This window comes from Herbiconiux gentiana, assembly GCF_024978135.1.
Taxonomy (GTDB): Bacteria; Actinomycetota; Actinomycetes; order Actinomycetales; family Microbacteriaceae; genus Herbiconiux; species Herbiconiux gentiana.
This window is the reverse complement of record NZ_JANTEZ010000002.1, coordinates 318,059-333,352: the sequence shown is the minus strand read 5'-3', so window position 1 is coordinate 333,352 and position 15,294 is coordinate 318,059. Positions and strand designations below refer to the sequence as shown.

The 15,294-nt window shown below is 71.3% G+C and carries 11 protein-coding genes; 3 read left to right on the top strand and 8 right to left on the bottom strand.

Features of this window, described 5'->3' with window-relative positions; genetic code table 11:
• The first annotated feature begins 38 nt into the window (after window positions 1–38).
• A complete protein-coding gene (yczR, locus tag NVV95_RS05265) occupies window positions 39–1,511 on the top strand; it encodes a MocR-like transcription factor YczR (RefSeq protein ID WP_259485488.1) in 1,473 nt (490 codons plus the stop codon).
• Here yczR and NVV95_RS05260 read toward each other — a convergent pair.
• Genes NVV95_RS05260 through NVV95_RS05240 form a run of 5 tightly spaced genes read right to left on the bottom strand, consistent with a single transcriptional unit; the run spans window position 1,508 to window position 9,037 of the window.
• Complete coding sequence (locus NVV95_RS05260; protein ID WP_259485487.1) at window positions 1,508–3,724, bottom strand: alpha-galactosidase; 2,217 nt, start codon at window positions 3,722–3,724, stop codon at window positions 1,508–1,510. The genes yczR and NVV95_RS05260 overlap by 4 nt on opposite strands.
• Window positions 3,721–5,052: an ABC transporter substrate-binding protein gene (locus tag NVV95_RS05255; RefSeq protein ID WP_259485486.1), complete on the bottom strand. Its 1,332-nt coding sequence runs from the start codon at window positions 5,050–5,052 to the stop codon at window positions 3,721–3,723. Before NVV95_RS05255 ends, NVV95_RS05260 begins: the two co-directional genes overlap by 4 nt.
• Window positions 5,053–5,100: 48 nt before the next feature.
• Window positions 5,101–6,027, bottom strand: coding sequence for a carbohydrate ABC transporter permease (locus NVV95_RS05250; RefSeq protein WP_375163785.1), 927 nt, complete (start codon window positions 6,025–6,027; stop codon window positions 5,101–5,103).
• Window positions 6,024–6,908, bottom strand: a complete 885-nt coding sequence (locus tag NVV95_RS05245; protein WP_259485844.1) for a carbohydrate ABC transporter permease — start codon at window positions 6,906–6,908, stop codon at window positions 6,024–6,026. Before NVV95_RS05245 ends, NVV95_RS05250 begins: the two co-directional genes overlap by 4 nt.
• 47 nt (window positions 6,909–6,955) lie before the next feature.
• Entirely contained in the window at window positions 6,956–9,037 is a 2,082-nt protein-coding gene (locus tag NVV95_RS05240) for a beta-galactosidase (protein WP_259485484.1), read from the bottom strand.
• Between the two features lie 191 nt (window positions 9,038–9,228).
• Here NVV95_RS05240 and NVV95_RS05235 point away from each other — a divergent pair, with 191 nt between their 5' ends.
• The gene (locus tag NVV95_RS05235) at window positions 9,229–10,248 is read left to right on the top strand and encodes a LacI family DNA-binding transcriptional regulator (RefSeq protein WP_259485483.1); all 1,020 of its coding nucleotides are present in this window, start codon (window positions 9,229–9,231) and stop codon (window positions 10,246–10,248) included.
• A 35-nt stretch (window positions 10,249–10,283) separates the two neighbouring features.
• Here NVV95_RS05235 and NVV95_RS05230 read toward each other — a convergent pair whose 3' ends face one another.
• The gene (locus NVV95_RS05230; protein ID WP_259485482.1) at window positions 10,284–10,871 is read right to left on the bottom strand and encodes a TetR/AcrR family transcriptional regulator; all 588 of its coding nucleotides are present in this window, start codon (window positions 10,869–10,871) and stop codon (window positions 10,284–10,286) included.
• A gap of 99 nt (window positions 10,872–10,970) precedes the next feature.
• Here NVV95_RS05230 and NVV95_RS05225 point away from each other — a divergent pair, with 99 nt between their 5' ends.
• Entirely contained in the window at window positions 10,971–13,400 is a 2,430-nt protein-coding gene (locus tag NVV95_RS05225) for an MMPL family transporter (protein WP_259485481.1), read from the top strand.
• A gap of 71 nt (window positions 13,401–13,471) precedes the next feature.
• Here the strand turns inward: NVV95_RS05225 and NVV95_RS05220 are convergent, their stop codons facing one another.
• Both NVV95_RS05220 and NVV95_RS05215 read right to left on the bottom strand, forming a co-directional pair.
• Window positions 13,472–14,020, bottom strand: coding sequence for a Dps family protein (locus tag NVV95_RS05220; protein WP_259485480.1), 549 nt, complete (start codon window positions 14,018–14,020; stop codon window positions 13,472–13,474).
• A gap of 88 nt (window positions 14,021–14,108) precedes the next feature.
• Window positions 14,109–15,245: an AI-2E family transporter gene (locus tag NVV95_RS05215; protein ID WP_259485479.1), complete on the bottom strand. Its 1,137-nt coding sequence runs from the start codon at window positions 15,243–15,245 to the stop codon at window positions 14,109–14,111.
• Between the last annotated feature and the right edge of the window lie 49 nt (window positions 15,246–15,294).

Sequence of the window (15,294 nt, the reverse complement as noted above, 5' to 3'; positions counted from 1 at the left end):
GTCTGGACCACGAATGCCAATCGATCTAAAGTGGTAACATGACAGATCCGAGAATTGGCACCCGTGGCCTCATCCAGCTGCTGGGCGACTGGCGTGGCACCTCGACCGGTCCGTCGTACCTCGCGCTGTTCGACCGCATCCGGCTGCTCGTGCTCGACGGCCGCATCGCCACCGGCACCCGGCTGCCGGCCGAACGCGACCTCGCCCAGGCGCTCGGCGTCAGCCGCACGATGGTCTCGGGTGCGTACCGCGAACTCCGCGACGCCGGCTACACCTCCAGCCTGCGGGGGTCGGGCAGCGTCACCCGCCTGCCGAGCCGCACGCCCGTGGCCGGTGCCGACGAGCCGGGCGACCTGATCGACTTCTCGAAGGCCACGGCTCCGGCGCACCCGGCGCTGCACGGGGCCACCCTGCGGGTGATGGACGAGTTCGCGCGCGAGCTCGGCGGCACGGGCATCGACCCGTTCGGCGCGATGACCCTGCGGCAGGCGGTCGCCGACCGCTACACCGCGCGGGGTCTGCCCACGAGCGTCGAGCAGGTGATGATCACCATCGGCGCCCAGCACGCGATCTCGCTGCTCGCCCGCACCCTGCTCTCGCGCGGCGACCGCACCGTGGTGGAGCTGCCGAGCTACCCGCACGCCTACGAGGCGCTGCGCGCGGCGGGGGCCCGCTTCGTTCCCGTGTCGGTCGCCGCGCGCGGCAGCGGAGCGGCCCCCGACGGCCTGCACGGCTGGGACGCGCCCGGGCTCGAACAGGCCTTCGCCCGCACCAGCCCGACGCTGGCCTACCTGATGCCCGACTTCCACAACCCCACCGGCGAGTCGATGCCGGCCGAGCTGCGCTCGAAGGTGCTGGCCGACGCCACCCGGCAGGGCACGCTCGTGCTCGTCGACGAGACCACCGCCGAGCTCGACATCGACCGGCCGGGGTCGTACCTCCCGTTCGCGGCCTACGGCGACGCCGCCACCGCCGCCTCGGCCGTGCTCATCGGCTCGGTCGGCAAGACGGTCTGGGCGGGGCTCCGGGTGGGCTGGGTGCGGGCCGAGCCGGCGATCATCCGCAAGCTGGCGGGCGTGCGGTTCGCGGGCGACCTCGGCACGCCCGTGCTCGAGCAGCTGATCGTCGCCGAGCTGCTGCGCGACTTCGACCAGGTGCTCGCCGGGCGCTCGGCGCAGCTGCGTGAGGGCCGCGACACCCTGCTGCGGATGCTCGCCCAGCACTTCCCCACCTGGCAGGTGCCGCCCGTCGACGGCGGCCTCGCCGCCTGGGTCAACCTCGGCGCCCCTGTCAGCTCGCAGCTGGCGCTCGCGGCCCGCGCGGAGGGGCTGCTCATCACGGCCGGCCCGCGCTTCGGGATCGACGGGGCCTTCGAGCGCTTCCTGCGGGTGCCGATCATCCACCGCCCGGGCGACATCGAGCGCGGCGTGCAGGCGCTGCGCGCGGCCTGGGGCTCGGTCTCCCGAGCCCCGCGCTACGCGCCGAGCGATCTCTACGCCGAGGTGGTCTAGGCGCTCGTCACCCGCAGCACGAGCGACTGCTCCGGCGCGAGCAGCGGCATCGGCAGCCCCACGATCGCGAGCTGCCGGCCGCCGGCCGTGACGCCGCCCTCGGCCCACCAGGGCGGCGGAGCATCCTGGATCACCCGCGGACCGCCGCCGAGCAGCACCGGCTCGACCCGGTAGCGGCGCGAATCGTCGAGCCCCGGCAGCGTCACCGGCGCCGGAACCGCCTGGCGCGTGGCCGCGACGGTCACCACCGCGAACAGCGCGTCCGAGCGGTCGGCGGCGACGACGCCGTGCGTCCAGAGCGCCGGGTCGGGGCCGTCGGCCCGCACCGTCGTGCCGGAGCGCAGCATCTCGCGCGAGGCCTTGTACAGCTCGATCCACTCGGCCACGGCCGCCAGCTCGTCGGCGGTCGCGCGCGTCAGGTCCCACTCGATGCCGGCGTGGCCGAAGAGCGCGGTCGCCAGCCGGAACGACAGCGCGTGCGTGCGCCCCGTGGTGTGCGCGGTCGCGGCCCCGAGATGGGCGCCGAAGTACTCCGGCGGCACCACCAGCGAGGTGAAGCGCTGGATGCCCTGCCGCTCCAGCGGGTCGTTGGTGTCGCTCGGCCAGACGCGGTCGGTGCGCGCCATCACGCCGAGGTCGACGCGGCCTCCGCCCGAGGAGCAGGACTCGATCTCGAGGCCCGGGAAGCGCTCGCGCAGCACGTCCATCAGCCGGTACGTCGCCGCCGTCTGCCGATGGGCCGAGCCACCGAGCAGGTCGCGGTTCTGGTCCCACTTGAGGTAGGCGATCGGGTACTCCCGCAGCAGCGCCACGAGCTGCCCGAGCACGTGCTCGAACGCCTCGGGGTTCGCGAGGTCGAGCACGTGCTGCCAGCGCCACGAGACGGGCGGGTCGGCGTCGGGTTCGAGCCCCACCACCCACTCCGGATGCGCGCGGGCGACCTCGGAGTCGAGGCTGACCATCTCGGGCTCGACCCAGAGCCCGAAGTCCATGCCGAGGGTCGTCACGTGGTCGATCAGCGGGTGCAGCCCGGCGGGCCACTTCTCGGGGTCGACGACCCAGTCGCCGAGGGCGCGACGGTCGTCGGTGCGGCCGAGCATCCAGCCGTCGTCGAGCACGAAGCGCTCGACCCCCACCGAGGCGGCCGCGTCGGCCAGGGCCTCGAGGCGCTCGAGGTCGTGGTCGAAGTAGACGGCCTCCCAGGTATTGAGCATCACCTTGCGCGGTTCGGGGCCGGTGGGCGACTGGGCGCGGGCGTACCCGTGCAGCCTCGCGGTGAGCCCGTCGAGGCCGTCGACGGAGTGCGCCGCGACGAGCGCCGGGGAGCGGTAGCGCTCGCCCGGGGCCAGCACGATCTCGCCGGGGGCCAGCAGCTCGCCGCCGCCGAGCGCCTGCCGCCCGGTGGCCGAGGCCTCGGCGAACAGCCGCTTGTCGCCCGACCAGGCCAGGTGCACGGCCCAGACCTCGCCCGAGCGGAAGCCGAAGCCGGGCGTGCCGGCCACCAGCAGGAAGGCGTCGTCGTGCCCGGGCCGGCCGTGCCGGCTCTCGCGAAGCCACGTGCCGTGCTCGATGGCGCGGCGCTGGGGCTGCCGTTCGCGCGGCCAGCGTCCGGTGAAGTCGAGCAGCTCGCGGGCGCGGCCGGGCAGCGGCAGCGCGAGTTCGAGGGTGTCGAGCGCGAACGGGGTCGCGCCGAGGTTCTGCACGGCGGCGCGGCTCTGCAGCACGCCGTGCGGGGTCAGCTCGAGGTCGAGCTCCACCCGCAGCGGATGCCCGACGGCACCGCGGGGCACGAGCACGATGCGCACCGCGGCGGGGCCGAGGAGTTCGAAGGCATCCAGGCGCAGCGCGGCCGGAGCGTGGGCGGCCGCCGCGGCGGACGATGCGGGTGCAGCGGGTGCAGCGGGTGCAGCGGGTGCAGCGGTTGCAGCGGGTGCGGCCGCCGCAGCGGGCTCGCCGCCCAGGCCGAAGCCTGCGAGACCGGGGCGGGACGAGCATCCGTCGACCGCCATCGGGAGAAGGGTGGGCCGGGCCGGCTCGTCGATCGAGCTCGGGCCCACGGCCGGCACGAGCGAGTCGGCGAACGACTCGAGCTCGGCGGGGGAGAGGGCGCCCAGGTCGGCGCCCCAGTGCAGCAGGGAGGGCACGCCCGTGCCGCGGGCGTCCAGCACGATGCTGGAGCCCGCGGCACGGAGGTGATGGAGGGCAGAGGTCACTTCGCGACGGGGATGCTCTGCGCCTCGAGTGCGGAGATCGTCTTCTCCTGACCGGTCTCCAGCGCCTCGGTGAGGGTGCCGGAGCCGCCGAGCACGCCACCGAAGCCGTCGGCGACGTCGGCGTAGGTCTGGGTCATGGTGGGGCCCCAGGTGAAGTCGGGGTTCACCTCACCCGACGCGTCGGCGAAGACGTCGTAGATGGCCTGGTCGCCGTAGAACGGCACGCCGTCAGCCAGCACGGGGAGCGTCAGGCCGTCCTTCGTGGCGGGGTAGAGATTGGCCTCCTGGTTCAGCGCGGTCAGCGCCTCGGGGTCGGTGTTCAGCCACAGGGCGAACTTCGAGGCCTCGTAGGGGTGCTTGCTGCCCTTCAGGACGGCGGTCGAGGATCCACCCCAGTTGCCCGCGGCGTTCTCGCCGGCGTTCCACTGCGGCATGGGCGCGACGGCCCAGTTGCCCGAGGTGTCGGGGGCGCCGGTCGAGATGCTGTTGGCACCCCAGACGGCCGAGATCCAGGTCCAGTCGGAGCCGGTGTTGTAGGCGTTGTTCCACTCGTCGGTCCAGGCGGGCACCTTCGAGACGAGGCCGTCGCCGATCAGTCCCTGCCAGTAGTCGGCGACCTTGGTCGACTCGGGGGAGTCGAGGGTCACCTTCCAGGCGTCGTCGGTGTTGCTGAACCACTGACCGCCGGCCTGCCAGACGAGACCGGCGAACCAGTTCACGTCGTTCTGCGGGAAGTTGGTGATGTAGCCGCCCTGGGCGCGGATCGTCTCGGCGGCCGCCGCGTACTCCTCCCAGGTGGTGGGCACGGGGATGCCGGCCTTTTCGAACAGGTCCTTGCGGTAGTACATCGCCATGGGGCCGGTGTCCTGCGGCACGGCGTAGACGGCGTCGTCCTCGCCGAAGGTGACCTGGTTCCAGGTCCAGTCGATGAACTGGTCCTTCGAGTCGAGCACGCCGTCGCAGGCCGCGATGTTCTCGAGGCCGTCCTGCACGCGGAAGTTCGGCAGGGCGTCGTACTCGATCTGGCCGAGGTCGGGCGCGTTGCCGGCCTCGAGCTGGTTGAAGAAGTTCTTGTACGTGCCGCCGTTGCCGTTCGGGCCGGTCTGCACGGTGACCTGGATGTCGGGGTTCTTCTCGTTCCAGAGGTCGACGACCTTGTCGATGCCGGGGATCCAGGAGGTGAAGCTCAGCTCCACCTTCCCGTCGGCGGGAGCGCAGTCGGCGGCGGCCGAGCTGCTGCCGCTGCCGCTGTTGGACGCGCAGCCGGTGAGCGCCAAGGCGCTGAGCACACCGAGCGCGGCGATGCGCATGCTGTTCTTGCGGATCATGGTTTCTCTTTCTGTGGGGTGGGGTGGTGATGCAGGGAGGGAAGTCGGTTACTTGACGCTGCCCGAGCCGAGGCCGCTCTGCCAGAAGCGCTGCAGGCTGAGGAAGGCGATGACCAGCGGGATGATCGAGACGAAGGCGCCGATGATGACGTAGGTGCGGATCTCGGGGATCTGGTTGACCTGCGAGTTCCAGGTGTAGAGGCCGAGGGTCACCGGGAACAGCGACTCGTCGCGCAGCATGATCAGCGGCAGGAAGAAGTTGTTCCAGATCGCGACGAACTGGAACAGGAAGATCGTCACGAGAGCCGGCGTCATGAGCTTGCGGGCGATGGTGAAGAAGGTGCGCACCTCCCCCGAGCCGTCCAGGCGCGAGGCCTCCAGCAGCTCGTCGGGCACGCTCGCTGAGGCATAGATGCGGGCGAGGTAGACGCCGAACGGGTTGACGAGGCTCGGCAGGAAGACCGACCAGAAGGTGTTGGTCGCGCCGACCTGGCTGAAGATCAGGAACAGCGGCAGCGCCAGGGCGGTGGCCGGCACGAGCACTCCGCCGAGCACCACGTTGAACACGAGCTCCCGGCCGGGGAAGCGGTACTTCGCCAGGGCGTAGCCCGCCATCGCTGAGATGAGGGTGCCGATCAGGGCGCCGGCTCCGGCGTAGAGCACGCTGTTGAGCATCCAGCGCAGGTAGATGCCGTCGTTGTAGGCGAACAGGTCGCCGATGTTCTGGAACAGGTTGAAGTCGGCGAGCAGGAAGCCGTTGGTGGAGCCGAACTGCTCGCGGCTCTTCGTCGACGAGACGAACAGCCACCACACCGGCAGCAGGAAGTAGAAGCACGAGACGACCATCACGATCATCGCGGCGGTGCGCGACATCAGCTTCTCGCGCGGAGCACGCGGCTTGCGGCCCGATCGCGAGGCGTCGGGGGTGCCGTCCTCGTCGCCACGACGGGCGGGGGCGCTCAGGGTCGCGCTCATTTCTCGGCCTTCCGCTGGGTGAACTTGAGGAACGCGAACGACATCGCGAAGGTGGCGAGGGCCAGCACCACCGACATGGCGGCCGCGAGGTTCACGTTCGGCACGGCCGAGGTGGCGTAGACCGCCATGTTGGGGGTGAAGGTGCTCGACACCGAGGAGGTGAAGCTGCGGAACACCTGCGGCTCGGCGAGCAGCTGCAGCGTGCCGATGATGGAGAAGATCGCGGTCAGCGTGATGGCCGGCACCACGAGCGGGATCTTGATGCGCAGCGCGATCTGCAGCTGGCTCGCGCCGTCGAGCTTCGCGGCCTCGTAGATCTCACCCGGGATCGACAGCAGCGAGCTGTAGATGATGAGCATGTTGTAGCCCACGTAGACCCAGGTCACGACGTTCGCGATCGACCACAGCACGAAGTCGGGCGAGAGGAACGAGACCTCGCTCGTCAGAGCCGAGAACGGCGAGAGGTTCGGCGAGTAGAGGTAGCCCCACATGATCGCGGCGATGACACCGGGCACCGCGTACGGCACGAAGTAGGCCAGCCGGAAGAACTTCTTGCCCTTCACCAGCGGGGAGTCCAGCAGCAGCGCGAGCACCAGCGCCACGCCGAGCATCACCGGCACCTGCACGATGCCGAAGGCCAGCACGCGGCCCACCGACGACCAGAACGCCTCGTTCTGGAACACGGCGATGTACTGGGTGAGTCCGCCGAACACCTCCACCGGAGGGCCGAAGGTGCCGTCGCGCTCGACGACGAGCAGCGACTGGTAGACGGCGTAGCCGATGGGCAGCAGGTAGAACAGCGCGAACAGCACGCCGAACGGCAGCAGGAAGATCAGCACGGAGCGCGCGTGCGGCACGCGCAGCCGGGGCTTCTTCGCGATCGGGCTCGTGCCCCGGGCGGGCGCGGCGGTCGCGATCGAGGGAGCGGTCACAGCGCGACCCTCCTTTCGTGGGAGGTGGACGGGTCGTGGGAGGTGGACGGGGCGGAGTCGGCGAGTTCGGGCCGGAGCTGCAGCACGGCCACGCCGCCGGGGGCGATCAGGTGCGTGGTGTCGGCGGTGCCGGCGACGAGGTCGCGGCCGGTCAGGTCGAGGGTGAGCGACGCGCCGCCCGTGTTGAACACGAACAGGAAGCGGCCGGTCTCGCCGCGTCGCTCGATCACCTCGAGGTCGGGATGCGCGTCGGGCAGCGGGCGCTCCACGCCCGCCTCGCCGAGGGCACGGCCGAGGTGGCGCGCGAGCGAGGAGGCGTCGAGGTTCGTGGCGAGGTACCAGGCGGTGCCGTCCCCGTGGCGGTGGCGCGTCACGGCGGCGACGCCGGGCAGCGGCCCGTCGAGGTAGGAGGCCAGGACCTCCGCGCCGCGGGGGTGCAGCAGCTCGGTCCAGATCGTGGCCGACGACCCGTCGTCGAGGTCGACGCTCTCGCCGGCGTGCAGCGGGAAGAACTCCTCGGTGCTGATGCCGAGCACGTCGCGCAGGGCTCCGGGGTAGCCGCCGGTTCGCACGCGGTCGTCGCCGTCGGTGATGCCGCTGAAGAAGGTGACGACGAGGTGGCCGCCCGCGGCGGTGTAGCGGGCGAATCCGTCGGCGACCGCATCCGCCACGCTGTGCAGGGCGGGCACCACCACGAGGGCGTAGGCGGAGAGGTCGGCGCCCGGGCGCACGATGTCGACGGTCACGCCGTGCGAGCGCAGGGCCGCGTAGGCGCGGTGCACCTGCTCGAGGTAGCGCACCTCGGTGCTGGGGTGGGAGTCGAGGTCGGTGATCCACCAGGGCTCCCAGCCGAACACGAGGGCGACGCTCGCGACGACCCGCGAGCCGGCGACGGGCTGCAGCCGATCGAGCGTGGCGCCGAGTTCGACGCTCTCGCGCCAGAGCTTCGACTCGGTACCGGCGTGCGGCAGCATCGCGGAGTGGAAGCGCTCGCTGCCCTGCACCGAGGCGCGCCACTGGAAGAAGCTCACGCCGTCGGCGCCGCGGGCCACGTGCATCATCGTGTCGCGCAGCAGCTGGCCGGGCTCCTTGGCGATGTTGTGCGGCTGCCAGTTCACGGCACTCGTCGCCTGCTCCATCAGCAGCCACGGGGCGCCACCCGCGAGACCACGGGTGGTGTCGGCCGCGAAGGCGAGCTCGGTCAGCGGGTCGGCCAGGCGGTGGTCGAGGTAGTGGTCGTTGGCGATCAGATCCATGTCGCCGGCCCACTGCCAGTAGTCCTGGTTCCTGATGTGCGCGGCGACCATGAAGTTGGTGGTGACCGGGATGCTGCTGTGCCGGCGGATGACCTCGGCCTCGGCCCGGTACTGGCCGAGCAGCTCGTCGGAGCTGAACCGGCTGAAGTCGACGGCCTGGCCGGGGTTGCCGGTCGAGACGGTGAGCCGCGGCGTCTGGATGTGCTCCCAGGAGGCGTAGTGCTGGCTCCAGAAGGCGGTGCCCCACGCGGCGTTGAGGGCGTCGAGCGTGCCGTGGCGCGCCTCGAGCCAGCGTCGGAAGGCGGCGGCCGAGACGTCGCAGTAGCAGAGCGCGTTGTGGCAGCCGATCTCGTTCGAGACGTGCCACAGCTTCACGGCGGGGTGGCTTCCGTAGCGCTCGGCGACCCGCTCGACGAGGGCCAGCGAGCGCTCGCGGAAGACCGGCGAGCTCGGGCAGAAGGCCTGACGGCCGCCCGGGTACCGCACGGTTCCGTCGACCATGACGGGCAGGGTCTCCGGATGCTCGGCCGCGAGCCACGGCGGCGGCGAGGCGGTGCCCGTGCCGAGGTTCACCGAGATGCCGTTCTCGTGCAGCAGCTCGAGCACGGCGTCGAGGCGACTGAAGTCGTACTGCCCGGGCAGCGGCTCGAGCTGGGCCCAGCCGAAGATGTTGATCGCGACCAGGTTGACCCCGGCCTCGCGCATCAGCCGCACGTCCTCGCGCCAGACCTCGGGGCCCCACTGCTCGGGGTTGTAGTCGGCGCCGTAGGTGAACCGCGGGTGCTGCGGATCGATCAGCGCGGACACGGGGGTGGTCGTCACGGTGCGGGTGCTCCTCATTCGTCGGGCCCGTCGTCTCGGGAGGGGGACGGCCTCGGGGAGCGTTTCTGTGAACGCTCCCAGATGTGGCGCCGACAACTCCTCGTCGAGAGTCTGGGAACGCTCCCAGAATAAGCAGGCACCCTGTCGCTGTCAACTCCGGATGCGCGTCCCGACCGCTATAGGGTGGTCGCATGCCGCCCAGACGGCCCGTGCAGCGGGCGACCATCAACGATGTCGCCCGGGTGGCCGGCGTCTCGCGGGGCACGGTCTCCCGCGTCCTGAACGGGGAGACGTACGTCTCCGACGCGGCGCGTACCGCCGTCGAGGCGGCCGTCGCCGAGGTGGGCTACGTGCGGAACGCCGCCGCCCGCAACCTCGTCACCCGGCAGTCCGGCGCCATCGGCCTGATCGTGCACGAGCCGCACTCGCTCTTCCTCGAAGACCCCAACATCGGCAGCATCCTCCTCGGCATCAACGCCGTGCTCTCCGAGGCCGACTACCAGCTCGTGTCGCTCGTCGTCGACTCCGACCGCGACGGCGTCCGCGTCGCCTCCTACCTCACCGGCGGCTACGTCGACGGCGTCGTGATCATCTCGGCCCGCGAGAACGACCCCATCGGTCTCGCCGTGGCGCGGTCGGGGCTGCCCGCGGCGTTCGTCGGGCATCCGATGGACATCGAGGGCGTGCCCTACGTGGGCATCGACAACCGCAGCGCCGCCCGGGCCGTCACCGAGCGGCTGATGGCGACCGGGCGGCAGCGCATCGGCATGATCGCCGCCGGCCTCGACCGCGACTCGGGTCAGGACAGGCTGGCGGGGTTCACGGATGCGCTGGGCGACCGCTTCGACCCACGGCTCGTCGTGGAGGTGCCGCTGTTCGCGCACTCCAGCGGCATCGCCGGGATGCGGGAGCTGCTCACCCACGACGACCGCGTCGACGGCGTGTTCGCCTCGTCGGACGCGATCGCGGCGGGCGCCCTCGACGCGATGCGCGACGTGGGGCTGAGCGCCCCCGGCGACATCGGCGTGGTCGGCTTCGATGACAGCGCCTGGGCCCGGCGCACGCAGCCGCCGCTGTCGACGGTGCACCAGCCGGCCGACCTGCTCGGCCGGCGGGCAGCCGAGTTGGTGCTGGCGCAGCTCGAGGGCCGCTCGGTCGAGGCCGAGGGCAGCTTCCTCGAGACCACGATCGTCTGGCGGGACTCGGCCTAGGCGACGCCAGCCGGCGCCAGCCGACGCCGGCCGCGCTAGCCGGCGCTCGTCCTGCGGGGGCCGAGCAGGTACTCCACCAGGCGCAGGAAGGCGGTCACGTCGATCTCGTCCTTGCTCAGCACCTCGAAGATGAGCAAGCCGAGCACGGCGTTCCCCAGCTCGTCGACCGGGGCGTCGGGGGGCAGCTCGCCCGCTCCCACGGCGGCGCGCAGCCGGTCGGCCAGCAGGCGGTCGGCGCCGAACGCCTCGCTGAGATGCGCCCCCACCCCGGCCTCCCCGGTGGCGGCGGCCACCAGAGAGTTCACCAGCGAACGGCCGGTGGGGCTGTTCAGGAAGTGCAGCACGGGGGTGAGCCACTCGCGCAGGTCCCGCCGCAGGTCGCCCGTGTCGCGCACGACGGGCTCGACCGGGAAGAAGCGGCCGTCGAGCAGGCACTCGGCCACCAGCGCGCCCTTCGAGGGCCACCACCGGTAGATGGTCTGCTTGCCGACCCCGGCGTCGCGCGCGATGCCCTCGATCGTGAGGCGGTCCCAGCCCTCGTCGACGAGCAGCCGGGCGGTGGCCGCGAGGATCGCCTCACGCGCCGCCGCGCTGCGCACGGGTCCGCTGCGGTGCTCGGTCATCCGCTCAGGATACTGACAGAAGCTAGACGAGACGTAGCGTATGCTCAAAGTCCGACGGCGCGCCGATCCGCCGGCGACCCGTCTCGAGGGAGATCGCTCATGGCGTCATCGCTGTTCCGGCTCGGATCGTTCGCCGCGCGTCGCGCGTGGGGGGTCGTCATCACCTGGGTGGTGCTGCTCGGCCTCTCGGTCGGGGCGTTCCTCGCCTTCGGCGGCACGCTCACGAACAGCTTCGACATACCGGGCACGGCCTCCGGCGCCGTCACCGAGCAGCTCGCCGAGAAGCTCCCCGACACCGCTGGCGGCACGGGCACGGTGGTCTACCAGACCGACGACGGTGAGGCCTTCACGGATGCGCAGCGGCAGTCGATCGCCGAGCTCGCCGCCTCGGCCGCCGAGCTCGACGGGGTCGCCGCCGTGATCGACCCGTTCGACGCCCAGAAGCAGCAGCAGGATCAGGGCATCCGGCTCTCGACCGCCGAGGCCCGGCTGACCGAGGGGCGGGCGCAGCTCGACGCCGGGCAGCAGCAGCTGACCGCCGCGCGCGACCAGGCGGTGGCCGCCGGAGCCGGGCCCGAGCAGCTCGCCCCGCTCGACGCCCAGCAAGCCCAGCTCGACGCCTCGCGCACCGAGCTCGAGTCGGGGGCCGCGCAGCTCTCGACCGGCGCCGAGCTGCTCGAGCTCTCGAACGGCATCGGCGTCGTCTCGGAGGACGGCTCGACCGCGATCGTGAACGTCTCCTTCACCGATCCCCGCCTCGAGCTCTCGGAGGAGGTCAAGCAGGGTGTGATCGACCACTTCGACGACTCGCCCGTGCCGGGCACGACCGTGGCCTTCGGCACGGACATCGCCCAGGGCGTGCCGCAGATCTTCGGCGTCGGCGAGGCGGTGGGCCTCGTCTTCGCCGCCGTGGTGCTGATTGTCATGCTGGGATCGCTCCTCGCCGCGGCCCTGCCCATCGTCACCGCGCTCGTGGGTGTCGGCGTGGGCGTCACCGCCTCGCTCTCGCTCTCGGGCGCGATCGACATGGCCTCGGTCACCCCGGTGCTCGGAGTGATGCTCGGCCTCGCGGTCGGCATCGACTACTCCCTGTTCATCGTGAACCGGCACCGCAAGCAGGTGCTCGCCGGTGTGCCGGTGCGGGAGTCGATCGGGCTCGCCACCGGCACCTCCGGCACCGCCGTCGTGTTCGCCGGCTCGACCGTGATCGTCGCCCTGCTGGCGCTGAACGTCACGGGCATCCCCTTCCTCGGCCTGATGGGCACCGTCGGAGCCGTCTGCGTGGCGGTCGCCGTGCTGATCGCCGTCACGCTCGCACCGGCCATCCTCGGCCTGCTCGGTGAGCGGCTGCTGCGCCGGAAGGCCCGGGCGACGATCGGCCGGCAGAAGGCGCTGAAGCCCGCCCGCCCGATGTCGACCGTGCGCGCCGTCACGACGGTGCTCGTGACCGTCGTCGCGCTGCTGGTCGTCGCCATCCCGGCGCTGTCGATGCGGCTCGGCCTGCCCGACGGGTCGACCGAGCCCGAGGGCTCCACCAGCGCCCGGGCCTTCCAGATCGTCGACGAGGAGTTCGGCGAGGGCGCGAACGGGCCGCTCCTCGTCACCGCCACCCTCGAGCAGGGCGTGTCGGAGGACGCGCTCACCGACGCGCAGCTCGCGGTCGCCCGGGTGCTCGGCGAGCAGAGCGACGTCGAGGCGGTGGCGCCGATCGCTTCGTCGGACGACGGGACGCTGCTGGCGTTCCAGGTGCTGCCGGCGGAGGGGCCCAACAGCGTCTCCACCGAACAGCTCGTGCAGAGCATCCGGAACCTGCCGCCGGTCACGAGCGACGCCGCAGCGGGCGCGATGACCCTGGGCGTGGCGGGCCAGGCGGCCACGAACATCGACATCTCGGAGGGGCTCAGCGCGGTGCTGCCGCTCTACCTCGTGGTGGTCGTGGGGCTGTCGCTCCTGATCATGGTGCTGGTGTTCCGCTCGCTGCTCGTGCCGGTGATCGCGACCGGCGGGTTCGTGCTGTCGCTGTTCGCGACCTACGGGTTGATCGTGTCGGTGTTCCAGTTCGGCTGGGGCGCCGAGCTGATCGGGCTGCACAGCACGGGGCCGATCCTGAGCTTCCTGCCGGTCATCCTCGTGGGGATCCTGTTCGGGCTGGCGATGGACTACCAGCTCTTCCTCGCGTCGGGCATGCGTGAGGCGTACGTGCACGGGGCGGATGCGCGGCTCGCCGTCGCGCAGGGCTTCCAGGCCGGGCGCTCGGTCGTGGTCGCGGCGGCCCTGATCATGATCGCGGTGTTCGGCGGCTTCATCTTCTCGGAGTCGACGATCATCCGCTCGATCGGATTCGGGCTGGCCTTCGGCGTGCTGCTCGACGCCTTCGTGGTGCGCATGCTGCTGATGCCGGCGCTGATGCACCTGCTCGGCCGCTCGGCCTGGTGGCTGCCGCGCTGGCTCGACCGGCCGCTGCCGAACGTCGACGTGGAGGGTGCGGGGCTCGAGCGCACGCATCCCGGGGCGCAGCCGCAGCACTGAGCCCGCGTCGTGCTCTCACGACGAAGGCCCCCACCCTGGTCGGGCGGGGGCCTTCGTCGTTCGCGCCGTTGCTACTTCTTCGCGCGGTTCGGCTTGCGGTTCTCGGCCGAGACCATCCACGCGTACTGCTCGAGCTTGTCGATGATCGCGTGCAGGATGTCGGCACTCGTCGGGTCTTCGTCGTCGACCTCGTCGTGCACCTCGCGCATGGTGCCCACGGTGGCCTCGAGGCGCTGCGTGATGAGGTCGACCGTCTCGGCCGTGTCGACCTCGCCGTTCGGGTACTCGGGCAGCGTCGTGGTGGCCGCCACGGTGTCGCTCCGGCCGTCGGGCGAGGCGTGCAGCGCGCGCAGGCGCTCGGCGACGACGTCGGAGAACTCGCGGGCGGCGTCGATGATCTCGTCGAGCTGGAGGTGCAGGTCGCGGAAGTTCTTGCCGACCACGTTCCAGTGCGCCTGCTTGCCCTGCAGGTGCAGCTCGATCAGGTCGACGAGCACCTTCTGGAGGTTGTCGGTGAGCTGCTTCGAGGCCGTGAAACCCTTCTCGGCGTTCTGGCGTCGGGTGGTCTTGGCTCCGCCGTCGGCGGGTGCCTCGACAGTGCGTTCGATGGTGCTGGTCATTTACGAATCCTTTCGTCGCTGACCAGAGCGACCGTACGCCGGGCCCCCGACATCCGCACCCCGTGCTCGGCGAACTCGCGGGCGACGGTCAGACCTTCGCGTCCTGCTTCGGGAAGACGACCTTCTGCACGATGATGATGGCCGACGCCGCGACCGGGATCGCGACGAGCGCGCCCAGCACCGAGCCGAGCGTGCCGCCGGCGACCGCCGCGATCACGACGATCGAGCCGGGCACCGAGACCGCGCGGTTCATGATGCGGGGGCTGAGGAAGTAGGCCTCGACCTGCATGTAGATCAGGTAGTAGATCAGGGCGACCAGCGCCGTGACCGGGGAGGCGAACAGGCAGACCAGCACGATGATGAGCGAGCCGCTGAGCGTGCCGACGAGCGGGATGAGCGAGGCGAGGAAGGCGACGAAGGCGAACAGCACCGGCAGCGGGGCGCCGATGATCGTCAGGAAGATCAGGCTCAGGATGCCGTTGATCGAGGCGAGGCCGATCTGCCCCACGACGTAGCGGCCAACGGCGCCCGTCACGTCCTCGGTGAGCGAGGCGAAGGAGGCCCGCTTGTTGGCCGGCACGAAGCGGTAGGTGACCTTCTTCATGCTGCGCAGCGACGCGAGGAAGTACAGGGTGAGGATCAGCACGATGACCGAGCCGGTGAGGCCGCTCGCGATGCCGGTGCCGACCGCGAGCAGGCCGCCGCCCAGGGCGAGCAGGTTGTTCGGGTCCTGCACGAAGTCGGTCGCGGTCTGCACGGCCTTGTTGATGTCGACGAAGTCGCCGAGGTTGGTCTGCACGGTGGCGACGAAGTCGCTCTGCTCGAAGTCGGTGACGAGCTGCGGGAACTGCCGGAACAGGTTGCCGGCCTGGTCGACCACGAGCGGGATGACGGCGAACAGCAGCCCGGCGAACAGGCCGATCACGGCGGCGAAGACGATGACGATGGCGAGCGGCCGCGGCATGCGGCGCTCGAGCCACGAGACCAGCGGGTCGAGGCCGAGGGCGAGGAAGAGGGCGACGCCGATGTAGATCAGCACCGTGCTGAGCTGCGTGACGGCGGCGCCGATCACGAGCGAGAGCAGCACACCGAGGCCGCCGACGAGGCCGATGCGGAATGCGTTGATGCGCACGCCGGGCACGCTGTCGCTGCCCTCCACCTCGAGGTCGGAACCCGGCTGGAGCGCCGCCGTCTCGGGGGTGCGCGGCGATTTCTTCCTTAACACGAAGAGCCCTCATCTCATCTGGTGATCGCAACCCTAGCCCGTCGCACAC